Source organism: uncultured Clostridium sp. (genome assembly GCF_934754915.1).
Taxonomy (GTDB): Bacteria; Bacillota; Clostridia; order Clostridiales; family Clostridiaceae; genus Clostridium.
Genome location: NZ_CAKVKB010000070.1, coordinates 1 through 18,812, shown reverse-complemented (window position 1 = coordinate 18,812; position 18,812 = coordinate 1). Strand labels below are relative to the sequence as shown.

15 protein-coding genes and 1 other annotated feature are annotated in these 18,812 nt (G+C 25.4%); of the genes, 5 read left to right on the top strand and 10 right to left on the bottom strand.

Annotated elements, in window-relative coordinates; translation table 11 throughout:
* A partial coding sequence (locus Q0F58_RS11430) for an ABC transporter C-terminal domain-containing protein (protein ID WP_294376544.1) occupies positions 1-238 on the top strand: 238 nt, incomplete at its 5' end.
* An 85-nt stretch (positions 239-323) separates the two neighbouring features.
* Here Q0F58_RS11430 and dut read toward each other — a convergent pair.
* The 3 genes from dut to Q0F58_RS11415 form a co-directional block, all read right to left on the bottom strand.
* Positions 324-761, bottom strand: coding sequence for a dUTP diphosphatase (gene dut, locus Q0F58_RS11425; protein ID WP_294376542.1), 438 nt, complete (start codon positions 759-761; stop codon positions 324-326).
* 236 nt (positions 762-997) lie between these two features.
* On the bottom strand, positions 998-1,561 hold the full coding sequence (locus Q0F58_RS11420; protein ID WP_294376541.1) for a prealbumin-like fold domain-containing protein: 564 nt from the start codon (positions 1,559-1,561) through the stop codon (positions 998-1,000).
* A 74-nt stretch (positions 1,562-1,635) separates the two neighbouring features.
* Positions 1,636-6,927, bottom strand: a complete 5,292-nt coding sequence (locus Q0F58_RS11415) for a diguanylate cyclase (RefSeq protein ID WP_294376539.1) — start codon at positions 6,925-6,927, stop codon at positions 1,636-1,638.
* Between the two features lie 378 nt (positions 6,928-7,305).
* Between Q0F58_RS11415 and Q0F58_RS11410 the strand changes: the two genes are divergently transcribed.
* Positions 7,306-8,040 carry a polysaccharide deacetylase family protein gene (locus Q0F58_RS11410; RefSeq protein WP_294376537.1) on the top strand — a complete coding sequence of 245 codons (735 nt, stop codon included), beginning with the start codon at positions 7,306-7,308 and terminating at the stop codon, positions 8,038-8,040.
* Positions 8,041-8,106: 66 nt separating this feature from the next.
* Here Q0F58_RS11410 and Q0F58_RS11405 read toward each other — a convergent pair whose 3' ends face one another.
* The 4 genes from Q0F58_RS11405 to Q0F58_RS11390 form a co-directional block, all read right to left on the bottom strand.
* A complete protein-coding gene (locus tag Q0F58_RS11405; protein WP_294376536.1) occupies positions 8,107-8,637 on the bottom strand; it encodes a tryptophan transporter in 531 nt (176 codons plus the stop codon).
* A gap of 191 nt (positions 8,638-8,828) precedes the next feature.
* Positions 8,829-9,071, bottom strand: a binding site (T-box leader).
* A 45-nt stretch (positions 9,072-9,116) separates the two neighbouring features.
* Complete coding sequence (locus tag Q0F58_RS11400; protein ID WP_294376533.1) at positions 9,117-10,448, bottom strand: bifunctional diguanylate cyclase/phosphodiesterase; 1,332 nt, start codon at positions 10,446-10,448, stop codon at positions 9,117-9,119.
* Positions 10,449-10,602: 154 nt separating this feature from the next.
* Positions 10,603-10,791, bottom strand: coding sequence for a DUF4250 domain-containing protein (locus tag Q0F58_RS11395; RefSeq protein WP_294376530.1), 189 nt, complete (start codon positions 10,789-10,791; stop codon positions 10,603-10,605).
* Positions 10,792-11,035: 244 nt separating this feature from the next.
* Positions 11,036-11,902, bottom strand: coding sequence for an ATP-binding protein (locus Q0F58_RS11390; protein WP_294376527.1), 867 nt, complete (start codon positions 11,900-11,902; stop codon positions 11,036-11,038).
* 329 nt (positions 11,903-12,231) lie between these two features.
* Here Q0F58_RS11390 and Q0F58_RS11385 point away from each other — a divergent pair, with 329 nt between their 5' ends.
* The 3 genes from Q0F58_RS11385 to Q0F58_RS11375 all read left to right on the top strand — a co-directional run bounded on the left by Q0F58_RS11385 (position 12,232) and on the right by Q0F58_RS11375 (position 13,530).
* Entirely contained in the window at positions 12,232-12,447 is a 216-nt protein-coding gene (locus tag Q0F58_RS11385; protein ID WP_294376524.1) for a PspC domain-containing protein, read from the top strand.
* Between the two features lie 147 nt (positions 12,448-12,594).
* The gene (locus Q0F58_RS11380; RefSeq protein ID WP_294376546.1) at positions 12,595-13,140 is read left to right on the top strand and encodes an ECF transporter S component; all 546 of its coding nucleotides are present in this window, start codon (positions 12,595-12,597) and stop codon (positions 13,138-13,140) included.
* A gap of 201 nt (positions 13,141-13,341) precedes the next feature.
* Positions 13,342-13,530: an alpha/beta-type small acid-soluble spore protein gene (locus Q0F58_RS11375; RefSeq protein ID WP_294376522.1), complete on the top strand. Its 189-nt coding sequence runs from the start codon at positions 13,342-13,344 to the stop codon at positions 13,528-13,530.
* 109 nt (positions 13,531-13,639) lie between these two features.
* Here the strand turns inward: Q0F58_RS11375 and clpB are convergent, their stop codons facing one another.
* The 3 genes from clpB to Q0F58_RS11360 form a co-directional block, all read right to left on the bottom strand.
* The gene (gene clpB, locus Q0F58_RS11370; protein ID WP_294376520.1) at positions 13,640-16,258 is read right to left on the bottom strand and encodes an ATP-dependent chaperone ClpB; all 2,619 of its coding nucleotides are present in this window, start codon (positions 16,256-16,258) and stop codon (positions 13,640-13,642) included.
* Positions 16,259-16,859: 601 nt separating this feature from the next.
* Positions 16,860-18,122 carry a helix-turn-helix transcriptional regulator gene (locus Q0F58_RS11365; RefSeq protein ID WP_294376517.1) on the bottom strand — a complete coding sequence of 421 codons (1,263 nt, stop codon included), beginning with the start codon at positions 18,120-18,122 and terminating at the stop codon, positions 16,860-16,862.
* An 18-nt stretch (positions 18,123-18,140) separates the two neighbouring features.
* Positions 18,141-18,812: tetratricopeptide repeat protein (locus Q0F58_RS11360; RefSeq protein WP_294376514.1), on the bottom strand; the 672-nt coding region annotated here is incomplete at its 5' end.

Genomic DNA, 18,812 nt, shown 5'->3' with positions numbered 1-18,812 from the left:
AAGAAAGAAAAAAGCTCTTGAAAAAGAAGCTAAAGCCAAGCAGAATGAAATAAAAAAAGTTGAAGATGAAATAAGCAAAAATGAAGAAAAACTTGGAATGCTTCAAGAAGATTTATGTAAAGAAGAAATTTACTCCAATCCTTCAGAAAGTGAACGTGTAAATAAAGAAATTAAAAATGTTCAAGAAATCATTTCTCAGTTATATGAAAAATGGGAAGAACTTTCATTAGATGAATAAAAAATCAAAATAAATTTTTTCACCAAATTATCCACAGAATCAATGAATTATTATACATATTTTATTGATTCTGTGGATAAAATTGTTATTTAGTTCCTGATGAACCAAATCCATTTGCCATTCTTTCTGTATCTGATAATTTATCTGTTTCTATAACATTTACTTTATAAACAGGTTTTATTACCATTTGTGCTATTTTCATTCCTTCTTCAATAATAAATTTTTCATTTCCATGATTTATTATTATAACTCCAATTTCACCTCTATAGCCCTCATCAATAGTTCCTGGACTGTTCAATGTAGTTATTCCATTCTTTAATGCAAGACCACTTCTTGGTCTTATTTGTGCTTCTGTATTTTTAGGAAGTTCAATCTGTATTCCTGTATGAACTAAACCTCTTTCCCCAGGATTAAGTACTAATTTTTCTACTGCATATAAATCAAGACCTGCATCTCCTTCATGAGCATAATTAGGTATTATTGCTTTTTCACTTATTTTTTTTATCTTTAATGTATACTCCATTTATTTACACCTTCTTTTTGTTTTTTGTGATTATTTTTTTAACATTATCTATGTTATGATGTTAAAGTTGCATCTAAAATTTATCTAAACATATAAAAACATCAACAAAATCTTGGCAATATTTCATCTTTAATATAAATTGTATATTATCAATTGCAACATATATAGATTATAACTTAATAATATATAAAAAATCTACATCAAATACTAATAATAAATGATGTAGATTTTACAATTTAATTATGTTTACTCTTAACTATATTTTTCTTAAGCTTATTAACTACCAATATTTTTTCTTTTTTGTTATTACAATTTATAGTAATTTCATTCCAGTTAATATATTTAGGCTTTTCAAAATATTCTTTATCAATAATTTCAATTATTCTATATGCTCCCTCTTCTATATTTGAAAATACAACTTCTCCAGATTTATCTGTCACTTCAGATTTAATTAAAATTGGTGATAATCCATTTATTTTATACAGGTTTATTTTTACGCCTTTCAATATTTCTTGCTTTCCATAATCTATTATAGCTTTAACCACTATTTTACCACTATTAAAATTTTCTTCAGGTGGTTTATTATCACTTATTTCGGAATTACAACATAAAGCATCTTCATTTTTCATCTCTTCACTTTGTATATCTTCTTTTTGAATTTCCATACATGAATCGTGTTCTAAAATTTCAAATATGCAATTATCATCATTACATTCATAATATTTTATCTTATTATCTCCAGCAGATAAGTTGACCTTTAAATCACAATTTTTATTTACTGTCTGTTTATCTTCATTCATAAAAGTATCCTTTCCAAATTGAATTTCTATAATATACTATGGCTTGAAATACTTTTATGTGATTATTAATATTTTTATTCAAATATCGGAATTCCCATATCTGCAAAGAAATTAAGCTGATTTAACTCAATTGAAGTAAATTCTTTTTTATTGACTGAAACAGATGCATATATAATTGCTAATATAACACCATTGCATATTACAGGAGTAATACAAACTGATTTCCAATCAGGAATTCCAAACTTATCTTTTTTCACCTTTATATTATTCCAATCAATCTGATATATTCCTTTCATTTGTGCTATAACTCTATATACAAGCTGAAAATTAAATTTTTCATTCTTATTCCATCCATCTTTAGATCTATCTTTATTTAAAATATTTATAATCATTCCATTCTTTATTATGAATAACGCTATATTTTCACACTCTATAATCTGCATTATTTTCAATATAAAATTGTACATTTTTTTCTCTTTGGATTCTTTACTTTTTACTATTAATGATACTTCCTTTATTATAGACATAAAATTAAGATCTTTTGCTGTATTTCCTGTTAAAACTCCTGAAAGTTCTGTATTAGTATTTGTGGCTGTAACAAGACCTGTTTCTTCAGACCATAAAACATATCGATTCTTACCTTCATGTTTTGCCCTGTATAATGCTTGATCTGCACGATTTACTATTTCTTCGCTATTCATTCTTTCATGATTGCTCATTGCAACCCCTATACTTATAGTTATTTTTCTTTTGTCTCCTAAAATTTTTGCTTTTTCCACATTACTTCTTATCTTTTCAGCCATTATACATGCTTTATTTTTATCTGCATCAGAAACAAGTACTATGAATTCTTCTCCTCCATATCTTCCAATAATATCAGTCTTTCCTATTGTATTCTCTACTTCTCTTGTCAATTTAATTAATACTTCATCACCAATCTGATGTCCATATTTATCATTTACACCTTTAAAATCATCAATATCAAACATTATTACTGCAAATTCACTCTTATCAATCTGTGAACTGTCTAATAAAAATAACAATGCTTCATCAAGATATTTTCTATTATATACAGATGTAAGTTTATCTAAAGTTGATGTTATTGTTAAATTATACTGTTCAAGAAGAAATGTTAAAAACGGCTTGACTTCTTCAATTTTTTTCTTTGAATCACAATTAATATAATTCATTGCCTTAGTAGATAATAATATCAATTGTCCACTAATACTGTTCTCAACATTTATATGCCTTTCTCTATTTCTTACCTTTACATACATATAGGATTTTATTTCATCTGTTAATATCTCATTATCAAGTTGATTAAGGGTATTTTCACTATTTTCTATTAAGACCACATCATCTTCTGAATCAAATTTCAGCGAAAAATATCTGTCTATTTCATTTTTATCATTTACTCTGTAAGTGCATATAATATTATTTTTCCCTCTATTATTTTCAACAGCAAATACAGCCTTATCTGCTAGTGTTATCCTTGCCATATATTTCATAAGGCTTTCTATATCTTTTACTATATTATTAGAAAAAGTAGAAAACAGTTTATATGAATCACGTAAATCATTATAATAACATTTTTCATATGTGTCTTGCATTAATTTATATATATTTTTATTCTTTAAAATGTTTTTCACACTTATTTCATCAATAATTGATTCTAATTGTTCTAAGTTATCTATCTTATCAACATCTGTATACTTTTCATCAAAACCAATCTTTTCTTTGAGACATTTAATTAAAGATCTTCTTATATTCAAAAACGGTCCATTATTTACATATGTTATTTTATCTTGTTCATTAAGTATATTAATAATATTTAAGTGAATTAATATGGATTCACAAAAATTATTTATAGCTAAAATGTAGCATCTTAATTCCTCATATTTCTCTGCAACAATATTATATAAATCAGCACATACTTTTTTATCAGTAATAACAGTACATAATCTCAAAGCTTTATTTATAAGAAAATTATATGTGTTCCTATTTCTAAACTTAAATTCTAAATAAATATATACTCCCTCTGTATTAAAATCTTTTGGATATTCTTTAACTTCATAAAATAGTTCTTTTGCTGTATCATAATATCCCAAATCTAATATAGATTTTACAGCTGAAATTTTCATTTCTAATTTCACTTTTTGATTTTGAATACTGTTCAATTTTATAAGAAATTCATTATATGTTTTTTTAATGTCTTCATCATTATTACATGTATACAACATTAATTGATAATACATGCATACAGTATTCTTATTATAATATGAAACACTGCCTTTATCTATTTTATCAATGTTTTTATATGCTTCTATATTATTGAATATAAAGATATTATACAATGCTTCTGTTTTACATATATCAACAATATCATCATCTACCAATTGTATTGTTTTCTTCATCTGTTGTATCAATGAATAATATTTAATCGCTAATCTAAGTTTTCCAAGGCCTAAATATACAATACATAGATTAGTGCATAATTCTACTGAATAATAATCTATATTTTCTTCTCTCTCAATATTCAAAGCTTTAATTAATTCTTCTTCTGCTTTTTCATATTGTTTTTCATCGATATATAATTTGGCTATATATATCAATGTACATATTAGTCTTTTATAAAGCTTAATTTTTCTGCTTAACTTTTCTATTCTATAATAACTATCTAGAATAACCTCTATAGGATATCCTTTTTCAAAATCTATACAAGTTTTCAAAAGTTTACATCCTATTATTCCATTATTATTTTTGTTATCTAAAAATATATTTAGTGCTTCTGAAAATAATTTTTCAGCTTTTTCAAATTTAAATATTTTATGATATATAGTTCCAAGAACTAATAAAATCCAACCATAAATATCTTCTTTTATATTATTTTTTTTGCATATCTCTATAGCTTTTTGGGCTGAATTCACAGCTAATTCAAATTTAAACTGAGTTCTATACTTTAGTAACAATGCATAATTATAATATGCCTCTTCTAAAGGCGCATTCATATTATCTAAGTCTTTACGTATATTCTTCAAACAATTTTCTAGTTGTGGTGTAATATATATAGATGAATTAATTTGTATTATTACCATTTCAATCATAGTATATACTTTTGTTTCTATATCATTCTCTTTTATTGCATATTCTCTTGCTTTATTAAAATATTCAAAGCTCTTTTTATGATCTGACAATCTTTCATAAATTTTAGCTGCATATATAGCCGCTTTTATAAAATTATTCTTTGAATATTTCAACACCTTATCATAATAAAATACAGCTTTTTCATATTTATCATGAAGCTCTAAATTTCCGGCATATTCTAATGCATAAATACTTAATATATCAAACTCTCCACATTCCTCAAGATGAAATAAAAATTCTTCTGTATAATAATCTGTTTCATATAAGGTCTGTTTAAGAAGTGCTGCTGCTTTTTTATGCATAATTCTCTTTTCATCGCTGTCTAATTTCAAACATAAAATATTTCTCAATAAATTATTTGAAAAACCAACAAGCATACCTTGATCACTTATTTTATCTATAAGGTATCCCTTATGTTTTAATTCCTCATAAATATGAATATTATAAGGTTCAGTAATTATATCCTCTAATATCATAATTTCAGGCAAAGGAGTTTCATATATTGACAACATTCTCAATATCATTATCTCATCATCATTTAAAGAAGCCATACTAATTTCTAATTTTTCCTCTAAAGTTTTAGGAATCTTAATATCTTTAACGTCAACACTTGTTGTCCATTCTCCACTATCTTTATTAAAATATAAAATATTGTTATTATACAATTCCTTTATTACCTCTTTTATATATTGAGGATTCCCTAATGTTTCAGAATATATTTTGGATGACAGACTTTCTATATTCCTGTTTGTATTTAATATATTCTTTATCATCTTTGTAGTATCATATTGATTAAACAAATCTATTTTATATTCTTCATATTCATATACTTCTTTAAATTCATGGATATATCTCAAAAATGAATCATCACAACTACTCTCATTAAATGAAAATATTATCATTAAATTTTCCAATTCTTTTTCAAAACACGCCATATATCTTATAAATTTTTTTAAAATATCAGGTTTTTTATCTAAATCATCTACAATATATATTAGAATATTTGAACTTGTATATTCTCTCATGAATTTTCCTACTCTGTTCATGAGTTGAAGCTGTTGATTTTTTTCTATTTCAGAAATACTGTCTTCTTTATTTTCTATACATATATCTATAAATTTCTTTATATAAATTTCATACTTTTCATAAATCTGTTTATCACAAACCTTCTCTATATATTCAATTATATTTCTTAATGTCTCATAATTTGAATTTCCAATAAATTCATCTATATACAAATCGGTTACAAAGTACTTATTTTCCAGCATATATTTTATTTCATTTAATAATCGTGTTTTTCCGCTTCCATCATCACCATTAAAAGAAATAATCTTATATTTTATTTTTCCATCTAATATATTTTTATAATTTTTATCTATTATTTTAATCTCTTCATCTCTTCTAATAATATCAATATCTTCTTCTAATACATTTAATATATTATCTAAAAAAAATATATAATTTTTGTTCAATTTATCATTTATATATTGAATAAAATCATATAAATTATATTTTTTATTTATTATATGGTTCTGATCAAATTTCTTTTTTATATCTTTTAATCCAAAGGAAACATTCTCTAGTTCATCATCAGTAAATATTTTATAAAAAAATTTTAACACTTCATTTATATTGTCTTTTACATTTACAGATTCATCATTATTCTCAATATTATAAGGATATGGCAATTCCTTCTTTGAAATATTTATAAGAGTCACTTTATTTATCTCATTTTGAAGTATATTGTTTATTTTCACATGCACTCTTTTATCTTTTTTATCTAAAAAAAGAATCATATCTTTATATGTTATATCTTCAAAAATATATCCCTTTGTATTTAGTGTATTTATTATAGCGCATAATTCCATAAATATATCCAGTTTTTCTTCTAATGCACAGGATTTCATATATGATTGTACATTTATATAATTATCTACATATTCCATTAAATAGCCATATTGATACTTGTCTAACTTTATTCCATCCATATTGTGTATTATTTCTATATTTATTAAGTTCACTACATTTGAACAATTAAAACTCTTTATAGTCTTGAATTTACTTAATAAATATTCACGTGTCTTTTCATATGTAAAATCATTTTTTAGTATACTAAAAATATATCTATTATCAGTTTCATATTCTTTAACAATATATTTACAATAATTTTCTTCATTATTTATTTCATTTTCGATTAAATATCTATTATTGATGTTTCTCATAATAATCATCTCTTTTCCTAGAGGTTATTCATCACAACTATTATAGTTAAATTATACCATATAATATTTTTTTTCCATAGTACATAATATTTCATATTCAAAATTGCTTTAATAGTTATATCTTAACTAAAATTTAATTATTAACATAAACTATAAAAAGATAGTTATCTGCATATAATATATATATTCCAATTAACAATTGACAATAAAGATTAAAATCTTTTCAATATTTCTTTGATTATTATTTAGTCTAATTATTGGAACATATATATTATAAATTTTTTATATTTATGTATATAAATTCGAATTTAGATCTAATTTTAATTTTGCAACAACATATATTATTTATTTCCATAAAAAATTTATGAAGGTGATTATATGAAATTCAAAAAATTCAATAAGTCAATTATTTCTCTTGTAATATGTATAATAATATCTTTAGTGCAATTTATTATGCCTCTATCTTCCTTCGCAGAAGATAATAATCAAAACATTTGTAAAGTAATATATTTAACATTTGATGATGGTCCTGCTGGAAAAGTTACAAATAATATTTTAGATGTACTTAAAGAAAACGAAGTAAAAGGAACATTTTTTTTGATAGGTTCACAAATCAAAGGTCAGGAAGATTTAGTTAGAAGAATTCATAATGAAGGTCACTCTATAGGATTACATAGCATGACCCATAAAAAAAATTGTTTATATTGTTCAAATGAAAATTTTCTTAAAGAAATGTTAGACACTCAAGAAATTATAAATTCAGTTATTTCAATAAAGCCAAATATATTACGTTTCCCTTTTGGGTGTAATAATAATACATATAAAATTTCTCAGTCCATGATAGACCTTCTTCATGAAAATAACCTTAAAATATATGACTGGAATATTGATAGTGGTGATGGAGCTTCTCCAAATTCTGACCCATCAATATTTATAAAGAATTCAAAAAGCGATAAAGAACGTGTAATACTTCTTATGCATTGTTCATACTTAAGCAAAAATTCAGTGAAAGCATTACCTGAAATTATAAAATATTATAAAGACAATGGTTATGAATTCAAAGTCATAGATGAAAATACTCCAGAAGAATTTCATTTTATAAAACATAAGTAATTAATATATTAAAAATAGGTCTGTATCATAAAAGATTACAGACCTATTTATATATTCTCTAAATTATTACATTGAATAAGCACCAGTAATTCCTATTGTTTTTTCAACAGCTTTATATAGTATAAATCCTAATATAAAATTTAAAACTACTGTTGGTAACACAACTGCAACAAACATTGTTTGTAGAGCACTGGCTGGAATTCCCCCAAGTAAAAAGTAAACTGTTATAAATAATGAACCACTTATTAATGTTCCAAATGGTAATAATACAAGCATTTGTTGTGCTTTACTTAATTTTTCACGTAATGGTATTAATGCAAAATATACAATATTTGTAGTAACAAATTTATCTATTATATTTGGTAATTGTCCACCTGGAGCTTTTGTTGTAAGTGCTGCAAATATTCCAACTATCAAACCACATATTGCACAAGTTTTATAGTCTTTATTATAAACTATTATAATAAATAACATTGCTAAAGATAAATCTGGCTGCATTGTTGGTGAAAATAATGGTGTTATATAATGGAGAATTGCTCCTATTGCTATTAATATTGCATTTGTTGTCATTCTTTTTGTATTAAAATTTGTATTCATAATAAAATCCCTTCTTCATATAAAATTAATTCATTACTTTTTAATTATTTTTTATTACAATTCTCTTTCATAACATAAATATCAACCCCCACTGATTAAATCAGTTAGCAGTTTGGAGCTGGCAGTAATTTGAATAACTTTATTTTGACAGGCGATTTAAAAAATCAATAAAAAAACGCCCTATTTATAATAAATAGGACGGATATTCCGCGTTGCCACCTAAATTGTATTTCTTTAAAAATACCACTCAACTTCAAGTACTAACATACTCTATTCGCTATAACGTGCGACATACGGCTCAACTACTTTCTAAAAATAGATTTCATATCACTTCTCAGAGGCCCATTCACCATTAGCTACCGTGCTGGAATCTCACCATCTCCAACTCTCTTTGACATTACATTATGACTACTCTTCCTCGTCTTAGAATTTAATTTATATTTATATAATATCCCTATTAAGGAAATTTGTCAACATTTTTATATTGTTCTTCCAACAAAATTTACAATTTCATTAAAAAGTCTAGGTTTACTGAAATAATATCCTTGAATAAAATCACATGAAATAGCTTTAAGATAATCTACCTGTTCCTTTTCTTCAACACCTTCAGCAACTACTTCAATTCCTAATTGATGGGATAATTTTATAATGCTCTCAACTATGCATTTTTGCTTTGGATTATTGCATAAATCTATTATAAAACTTCTATCAATCTTCAATACATCAATAGGCAATTTTGTCAAATAACTCAATGAAGAATATCCTGTTCCAAAATCGTCTAATGCTATAGTTATTCCCATAGATTTAATTTCTTCTAAAATTCTGAGATTTTTTTCAAAAGACTTCATAAACATGCTTTCTGTTATTTCAAGTTCAATATATCTTGTAGGTATTTGATATTTTTGTATTAATTTTTTCAAAACAGATACAACAATGTCTTCTTGAAATTGAACTTCCGATAAATTTACAGCAACTTTAAAATCATCATCTCCTTGAGCTATAAGATACTTTATTTTTCTAAATACCTCTTCAAGGACAAAATTTCCAATTGGAACAATCATTTTAGATTCTTCAGCAATAGGAATAAATTCTCCTGGACTGATTTCTCCAAACTTTTCATTTTTCCATCTTGCAAGCGCCTCAAATCCTCTTACAGTAGAATCTTCTAACAGTATTTTAGGCTGAAACATAACATATATTTCTTGCTTTTCTAATGAAGTTCTAAGTTCTTTATGAAGTTTATATTCTTTAACTATCTTATCTCCAAATTCATTATTAAAAAATCTATATTTGTTTTTTCCGTTCTGCTTCGCTTCATACATTGCAATATCCGCATTTTTAAGAAGCAATGTATAATCAACACCATCTTCAGGAACTAATGCAATTCCCATACTGATTGTTAAATATATTTCTTTTTGAGGATATTTAAATACATCAAATATTTTTGTAATTATATTTAATATTTCTTCCTTATTCTGTATATTCATTTGAAATAATATGAATGTATTTCCACTATATCTGCACATCAATACATCATCATCTAATGAATTTCGTATTTTATAACTTATATCTTTCAACAACTCATCTCCAAATTCATGTCCAGAGGAGTCGTTTACATGCTTAAAATCGTCTATATCAAAAAGTATTAATGCTGCTTTTTCATTATTCAAAATTATTTCTTTTATACTACTTTCTACTTCATTTTTAAATTGATCATAAATTGGCAATAATGTTATTTTATCATATTCTGTAAACTTATCTATCATTATATTGCCACACTTCTCAATTCTACTTATTTCCCCCTTAACCATATGCAACAATCCTTTATCTAATAATTTATTACTTTTCTTTGTTATTGTCTTTTGCCAGTGATGCAATTAAAGCTGCTGCTGCAACCATCAATGTAATAACCTTACCTGTTTTTTTTATTTTCATAATATCAATCCTCCCATAAAACTTAGAAATTTACTTAAATTGATTTGATTCTATATTATACTCATAATTAATATCTTTTAGTTTATTTTTTAACAATTCTATATCAAAAGCAAAATCATTGCACAATAAATCCAATGAACTATATTCATCTCTAAGCTTTGTATTTATAAAACTAAGTAAAATTACAGGATCCATAGTTTTCATTTCTTCATTTGTCATAAGATATTCTCCTTAGATTTTATTATTATGATTAATTATATATATATTCCAATGTATAATCTACAATTTACAATGAAAGATAAATCTTTACAAAATCTCATCATTCATTGTAAATTGTCAATTGGAACATATATTAAAAATACTTTATTAAGTTAATCATAACATTTTATATTCAAATTATATAATATATATTTTAATAAATATAATATAACATATATTTACATATTAATAAATACCTATGATTTTATTCCTCATCATACACATCTAAAAAAGATATTTTTTTATCACCTTTCTGCCATCCTAAGATTCCATCCATGCTTACATTTTCAGCAGCTTTAAATATTGATTTTTCAACACCATCAAAATTTTCTTTTAATTGTTTTATAAGGTCCTTTATCTCATATCTCTTATTTCCAATCTTCTCTGCTGCAACCATACATGCGCAATTTAAAGGCCATATTCCTGCATTGTTTATAAATCTCTTTATATATTCTTCTTCTATAAAATACATTGGTCTTATAAGTTCAAGATTTTCAAAATTCTTAGCTTTTAATTTAGGCATCATTGTTTTAAAATTTCCTGCATAAAGTATATTGAGCATTGTTGTTTCAATTACATCATTATAATGATGTCCTAAAGCAAGTTTATTACATCCAAATTCCTTTGCCTTTGCATATAAAGATCCTCTTCTCATTCTTGCACAAAGATAACATGGATAATCTTTAGCCATTTTATCTACAACATTAAATATTCCAGAATCATACATATGTATTGGAATCTCAAGATATTCACAATTTTCTATAAGTAATTTTTTTATATCTGGATGATATCCAGGATCCATAGCTAAAAAAACTAAATCAAATTTTACCTGCCCATGTCTTTGAAGTTCTTGAAGAAGTTTTGCCATAAGCATACTGTCTTTACCACCAGATACACCAACTGCTATCTTATCACCTTCTTCTATAAGTTTATACTCTTTAACAGCCTTTACAAATTTAGACCAGATATGTTTTCTATATGTTTTTACAATGCTTCTTTCAATATCCTTTAAAGGTTTTTTTTCACCCTCTGGAATAATTCTTGGACATCCTTTTCCTGCAATTGTACTCATTTATTTTTCACCTCATCATTTTACTGAAATATCAAAAAGCCTCAGCATATTACTAATATTTATTGTAATACATATTTCTATAAAAGTTTATACTGAACAAACAATATTTACAAGTATTTTTAAATTTATTTGTAAATCTTAAAATATATATTACAAAATTAAGATTGCATCTAAAATTTTACCTTTTATTGTGAATTGTGCATTACAAATATTATCATTTTCTTATTTTTCTATAAATATATATTTATTTGCTTCTATTTTTTTTATTCTGCTTTATAATAATATATATAATTTAAAATCCTCAAATAATCAAACAGGTGGTAATTATTATGATTGAAAAGAAAAAACTTTACAAAGATGTTTCAAGAAAAAAAGTATGCGGTGTTTTAGCTGGCTTTTCTGATTATATTAATGGTGATGTCACTTTAATAAGAGTTTTATTTGTTCTTATATCAATTGAATTTTTCCCAGCTGCTGTTCTAGCTTACTTCATCTGTGCATTGATAATGCCTGATAAAAAAGAAATTTTTAATGATATTAATTGAGTTCTGTAATATATATGATAAAATATTACGTGATAATTTAAATAAAACATACAAACATATATTTTTATTAACAAAAGATTAAATTGGAGGTTTTTTTCAGTGGAAAACAAAATAAGAAAAAAGACATTGTCTGTACGCCAGCTCACCATGATTGGAATGCTTTCTGGAATCTGTATATTTTTAGGATTGACTGGATTAGGTTTTATCCCACTTCCAACAATGAAAGCGACAATAATGCATATTCCAGTTATAATTGGAGGTATTGTTGAAGGTCCTATAGTAGGTGCTCTTGTAGGTCTTGTTTTTGGATTGTTTTCAATGTATCAGAATTTCACAACACCTACTGCCACATCTTTTATTTTTTGGAATCCTATAATAGCTATAATTCCAAGAATATTAATAGGTATTGTTGCTTTCTATGTATATGATTTAATATATAAAAAATTAAAAAAACAAGGTCTCAGCATTGCTATTGCAAGTCTTTTGGCGAGTTTTACAAATACTGTATTGGTTTTAACTCTTGCATATTTATTCTATGCTCAAAAATATACAGATGCTTTAGGTATTAATCCAGATATAGCTGCTTGGGGTATAGCTGGTATTGGTATTACAAATGGAATTCCTGAAGCTATTGTAAGTGCTGTTATATGCATTCCTGTTATTACTGCGATTTTTAAAATTAAAAAAAATTAAAATGTAAAAAGCAAGTATTTCAATTTACTTGCTTTTTTATATTTATTTATAATAAAATTCATTTTTTTACTTTTTTATTTTTTTATTACTATTATTCCTCACATTACATAGATTATATTTTTAAAAAATACACACAATAATACTGCAAAGCAAAAAAGAATTGCTTAGCAAATAAACCTACATTCAAAGGAGGAATATATTATGTCAAAGAATTCAGCATTAGTACCAGAAGCTAAACAAGGATTATCAAAATTTAAAACTGAAGTAGCTAATGAAATGGGAGTTCCATTTACAGATTATAACGGAAACCTATCTTCAAAACAATGTGGAAGCGTTGGAGGAGAAATGGTTAAGAGAATGGTACAACAATACGAATCTGGCATAAAATAACAATCCGTAGTAATGTACCAAAAAAGAGTTATTCATTATGAATAACTCTTTTTCCAGTTTCAATTTAAAAAATAGTTTCTCAATTCAGAATTGAGAAACTATTTTTAAATTATTCAATTACTTTTTCTGCTGATAAAACAGGCTGTATTGTTATTTCATCCCCATCTCCATCAATTTCTACTTTAGAGCCATAAGTAACATCACCTTTAATTATCATTCTTGCCAATTTATTTTCCAAAATATTTTGTATATATCTCTTAAGTGGTCTTGCTCCATAATGAGGATCATAGCCCTCTCTTGCCATTATTGTTTTAGCTGCATCAGTAACTTCCATTGTAATATTTTTATCTTTTAATCTTCTTGATACATCCTTTAAGAAGATATCAATAATCTTCTTAATACCACTTTCAGTTAATGGCTTAAACATTATTATGTCGTCTACCCTGTTCAAAAATTCTGGTTTAAATCTACTCTTTAATATAGTCATTACTTTAGATTTTATATCTTCTTCAACATGGTCTTCATTTTTATTTTCAAGAAGATATTCACTACCTATATTTGATGTCATTATAATTATAGTATTCTTAAAATCAACAGTCTTACCTTTATTATCAGTCAAACGTCCATCATCAAGAATCTGAAGGAATATATTAAATACATCTTCATGTGCTTTTTCTATTTCATCAAATAAAATTACACTATAAGGATTTCTTCTTACTGCTTCAGTTAACTGACCACCTTCATCATATCCTACATATCCTGGAGGCGCTCCGACTAATCTAGATACAGAATGTTTCTCCATATATTCAGACATATCAATACGTATAATATTTTCTTCACTATCAAATAGATTTCTAGCTAAAGTCTTTGCTAATTCTGTCTTACCAACACCAGTAGGTCCAAGGAATATAAATGATCCTATTGGTCTGTTTATATCTTTAAGCCCTGCTCTTGCTCTAAGAATAGCATTAGTAACAGATTCAACTGCTTCTCCTTGTCCTATTACACGTTTGCTCATGTCATCTTCAAGTCTTAATAATTTTTCTCTTTCACCTTCAAGAAGTCTTGATACTGGAATTCCAGTCCACTTTGCAAGAACCTGAGAAACTTCTTCTTCAGTAACTTCTTCTTTTAATAGTGCACCTTCATAATTTTCTTTTGCTGCTGCTTCTTTTTCTTTTATTTCTTCTTCAATCTTAGGAATTACACTATATTGAATTTCAGCAACTTTGTTGTAATCAAAATTTCTTTGAGCTTCCTCTATCTGTCCTCTTGCTTCATCTAACTTGCTCTTTAATGTCTTAACTGCTGTTATATTTTCTTTTTCTTTAGTATACTTAGCAGTCATTTCATCGTTTTTCTCTTTTAATTCTGCTAATTCTTTTAAAACATCTTCTAATCTCTTCTTTGAACCTTCATCTTTTTCTTTTGATAATGCTTCTTTTTCTATTTCTAATTTAAATATTTTTCTTCTTACAACATCAAGTTCAGTTGGAAGAGAATCTATTTCTGATCTTATCATTGCACCAGCTTCATCAATAAGGTCAATTGCTTTATCAGGCATATATCTATCTTGAATATATCTATCAGAAAGTTTTGCAGCTGCAACTATAGCTGAATCATGTATTCTTATTCCATGATGTATTTCAAATCTTTCTTTTAATCCTCTTAATATTGCAATTGTATCTTCAACACTTGGTTCTTCAACAATTACTGGCTGGAATCTTCTTTCAAGAGCTTTATCTTTTTCAATATATTGTCTATATTCATCAAAAGTTGTAGCACCTAAGCAATGAAGTTCTCCTCTTGCAAGAAGAGGCTTAATTAAATTACCTGCATCCATTGCTCCATCAGTTTTTCCTGCTCCTACAATAGTATGAATTTCATCAATGAATAATAATATTCGTCCTTCACTATGAGAAACTTCTTTTAAAACTGCTTTTAATCTTTCTTCAAATTCACCTCTGTATTTAGCACCTGCAATAAGTGATCCCATATCAAGTGAAAAGATTATTTTATCTTTTAATCCTTCTGGCACATCACCTCTTACTATTCTTTCAGCCAATCCTTCAACAATAGCAGTTTTACCTACACCAGGTTCACCAATAAGAACTGGATTGTTCTTTGTCCTTCTTGAAAGAATTCTTATTGTTCTTCTTATCTCTTCATCTCTTCCTATAACAGGATCTAATTTATGCTTTCTTGCAAGATCAGTTAAATTTGTACCATATTTTGCAAGGGCATCATAAGTACCTTCTGGATCTTGAGTTTCAACTCGCTGACTTCCTCTAACTTCTGAAAGAACTTTTAGAAAATTATCTTTTGTTATATTATATTGTTTTAATATTTTATCAACATCAGTATTTTTGCATAATTCTATGATTGCAAGCATTAAGTGTTCTACACTTACATAAGAATCTTCAAATTTCTTTGAAATCTCTTCTGCCTTTACTAATACTTCTTCTACCTTTCTTGATATATATACATTTCCTAATCCTTCACCAGTTACTTTTGGAAGTCTATCTAAGTCAGCATTTATTGTGCTTATAAGATTTTTTACTGGGACTCCCATTTTAGTAAATATGCTAGGAACTAATCCATCTTCTTGTTCAACCAATGCAGAAAAAAGATGAATCAAATCTATTTGTGAATTAGTGTACTTTACAGCTGTTGCATTTGCATCATTCAATGCTTGTTGTACTCTTAGTGTCATTTTATCAACATTCATATTTTTTCCTCCTTTAAATATATACTATAAAATTATTTTGTATAGTAATATTAATTATTTTTTCCCAATGTAAATTTTTTTAATATATAATCTGATTAATAATATATTTGTAAGTCAAATATACTCATTCAGATTTAATAAATTTTACATCTTTGTTTTTTGTATTTCTTTCTTTAAACATATAATAGCACAAAGGTCAAAGAAAGTCAAAGTTTATTTTAAATTTTTTTTAAAAAATAAATGAAGAATCAAAAGCTTGATTCTTCATTTATTTAAAATATCTAACTATATATATTGCAATATTAAAATTATATTTACAAGTTATCTTACATATATAAAAATATCAAAGAAATCTTAAAAAGATTTCTTCTTTAAATTGTACATTTGTTAATTATAGTATATCTATAAAATTTGACTGTCTTTAAAATAATTTAAGCTCGACACTAAAAATATATCTGGCAAACATTTTTTCTTTATCTTAATGATGAACAATTTAAATATATAATTTTAAGCAGCTTTATTATTAAAGCATATTATACTATTAAATATTATCAAAATAAATCCATAATATATTGGAATGTTACAGCATAATCTATTAAAGTTATATTTTCTTATCTACAGATAAAGCAAGATTAAAATATTTTAATGAATCTATTGTTGCTCCAAGTTTATAATATAAATTTGCCATGTCTATGTATCTCTTTTTTCTTTCTTCTCTCGAACCAAATTTAAATAAAGAATCTAATGATAGATTCATATATTTTTCTGCTTCAATACACTTATCCATTTTCTGAAGTATAGTTCCTTTTAAATAATAAGCCTTTTCAATTAATCTTATATTGTTAGTAACTATAGCCATGTTAAGTGAATCTTCAGCTATTCCATAAGCAACTTCATATTCTTTATTTGCTATTAATATTTCTGTACATGAATTTAAAAATTCAACACTTTTTTCTTCATTATCTTTTGGAAATATTTCTATTCCTGATTCAATTTCAGCTATAGCTTTTTCCTTTTCTCCTACTTCAAAATAATACTTTCCATAATCTCCGTATGATTTTGCTAGAGATATAGGATTATGTTTTTCATACTCATATGCTTTCTTTTTATATTCATCAACACAATCCTTACCTAGTTTTATACATACATTAGTATATATATGATATATTTTTCCTTTTACTTCATGAGATTTTAACTCTTCTACATCATCTATTATCTCACTTAATATAGCATAAGCTTCATCAAATTTATGTATGTTCTGATAGCATATAGCTTCATTATAAGCTATAAAACAATAATCAGCTCTATCATATTCTTTTTTCTGAAGCATCATTTCACGAAGTTTTCCATAATAAGATATAGCTTCTATATATTCTTTATTATACAAGAAGTATCTTGCCATATCTTTAAAATAAATTATTGTGTTTTCTTCAGTATTGTCTCTTTGATATAAATCATAATACTCAGAAATTATTAATTGAATATTTTCCATTTTATTTTCTTCAATATAATATGTAAATAAAATATGTATAAGTTCAAATGCTAAATTATAATACTCATATTTAGTTGCATAGCTTAAATTATCTTTAAGTTTTTCCTCAACGTCTTCATCCGATGAAATATTCTTTTTTATCAAAGCAAGATTATTAGTTATCTGTTCATATACGTCCTCTATAAGATAATTTAAATCTATTTCTATTTTTTCAGCTATATATTCAAGCAATTTCCTATCAGCTTTAGCTTTTCCGTTTTCAATACAGCTCATTTTCGCTATTGAAATCTTATCTTCGCATAATTCCTTTAAGGTAATTCCTTTAAATATTCTAGCCCTTTTTATTTTCTCACCAGTAGATAGTATTTCCATGTATATCACCCATTTTAATTATTTGTTTTTTACTTTTTCTGCCTGTCTAAAAAGTTCAATTCCTTCATTCAAATAGTACTCTGCTTCTGATTCATTCTTTTTATCCATGAAGTACTTTCCAATTCTCATTGCTAATTCACCAGCTTTAGATAATCTTCCATTTTCTTTAGCAAAAATATATGTATTTTTTAATACGCTCTCTGCTTGTTCATTTTCTTCATTTATGTTAAGCATAGTATACCTTATTAGTTGACATTGTATTTTTCTGTCTATGTCATGTTCTGTAAGGCTAATTTCTATATCATTTAAAACCTCATTACATTTTTTAGTATTTTTCAATTTCAAATAGTTTCTACAGATATCTAGCAAAGTATCATTAGTAGAACCTATTCTATTTTGAACACTTAAATTTTTAGATATTTCGTAATGTTTAAATGATTCATTCAAATCATCTAATTCATAAAATATTCTTCCAAGATTTCTTTCAATCTTTACAATATTCTTATTATGCTCTATTTTCTTATATACCTGCAATGTTTTTTCTGAATATTTTAGAGCATTTAATATATCTCCCTTTTTATTATAATCTTCAGCTAAAGTGAATAAATTTCTAGCATAATAATTATCATTATATATCTGTTCAAATTTTTCCTTGGCTAAATAAGCATATTTTAAAGAAGTTTCTAAATC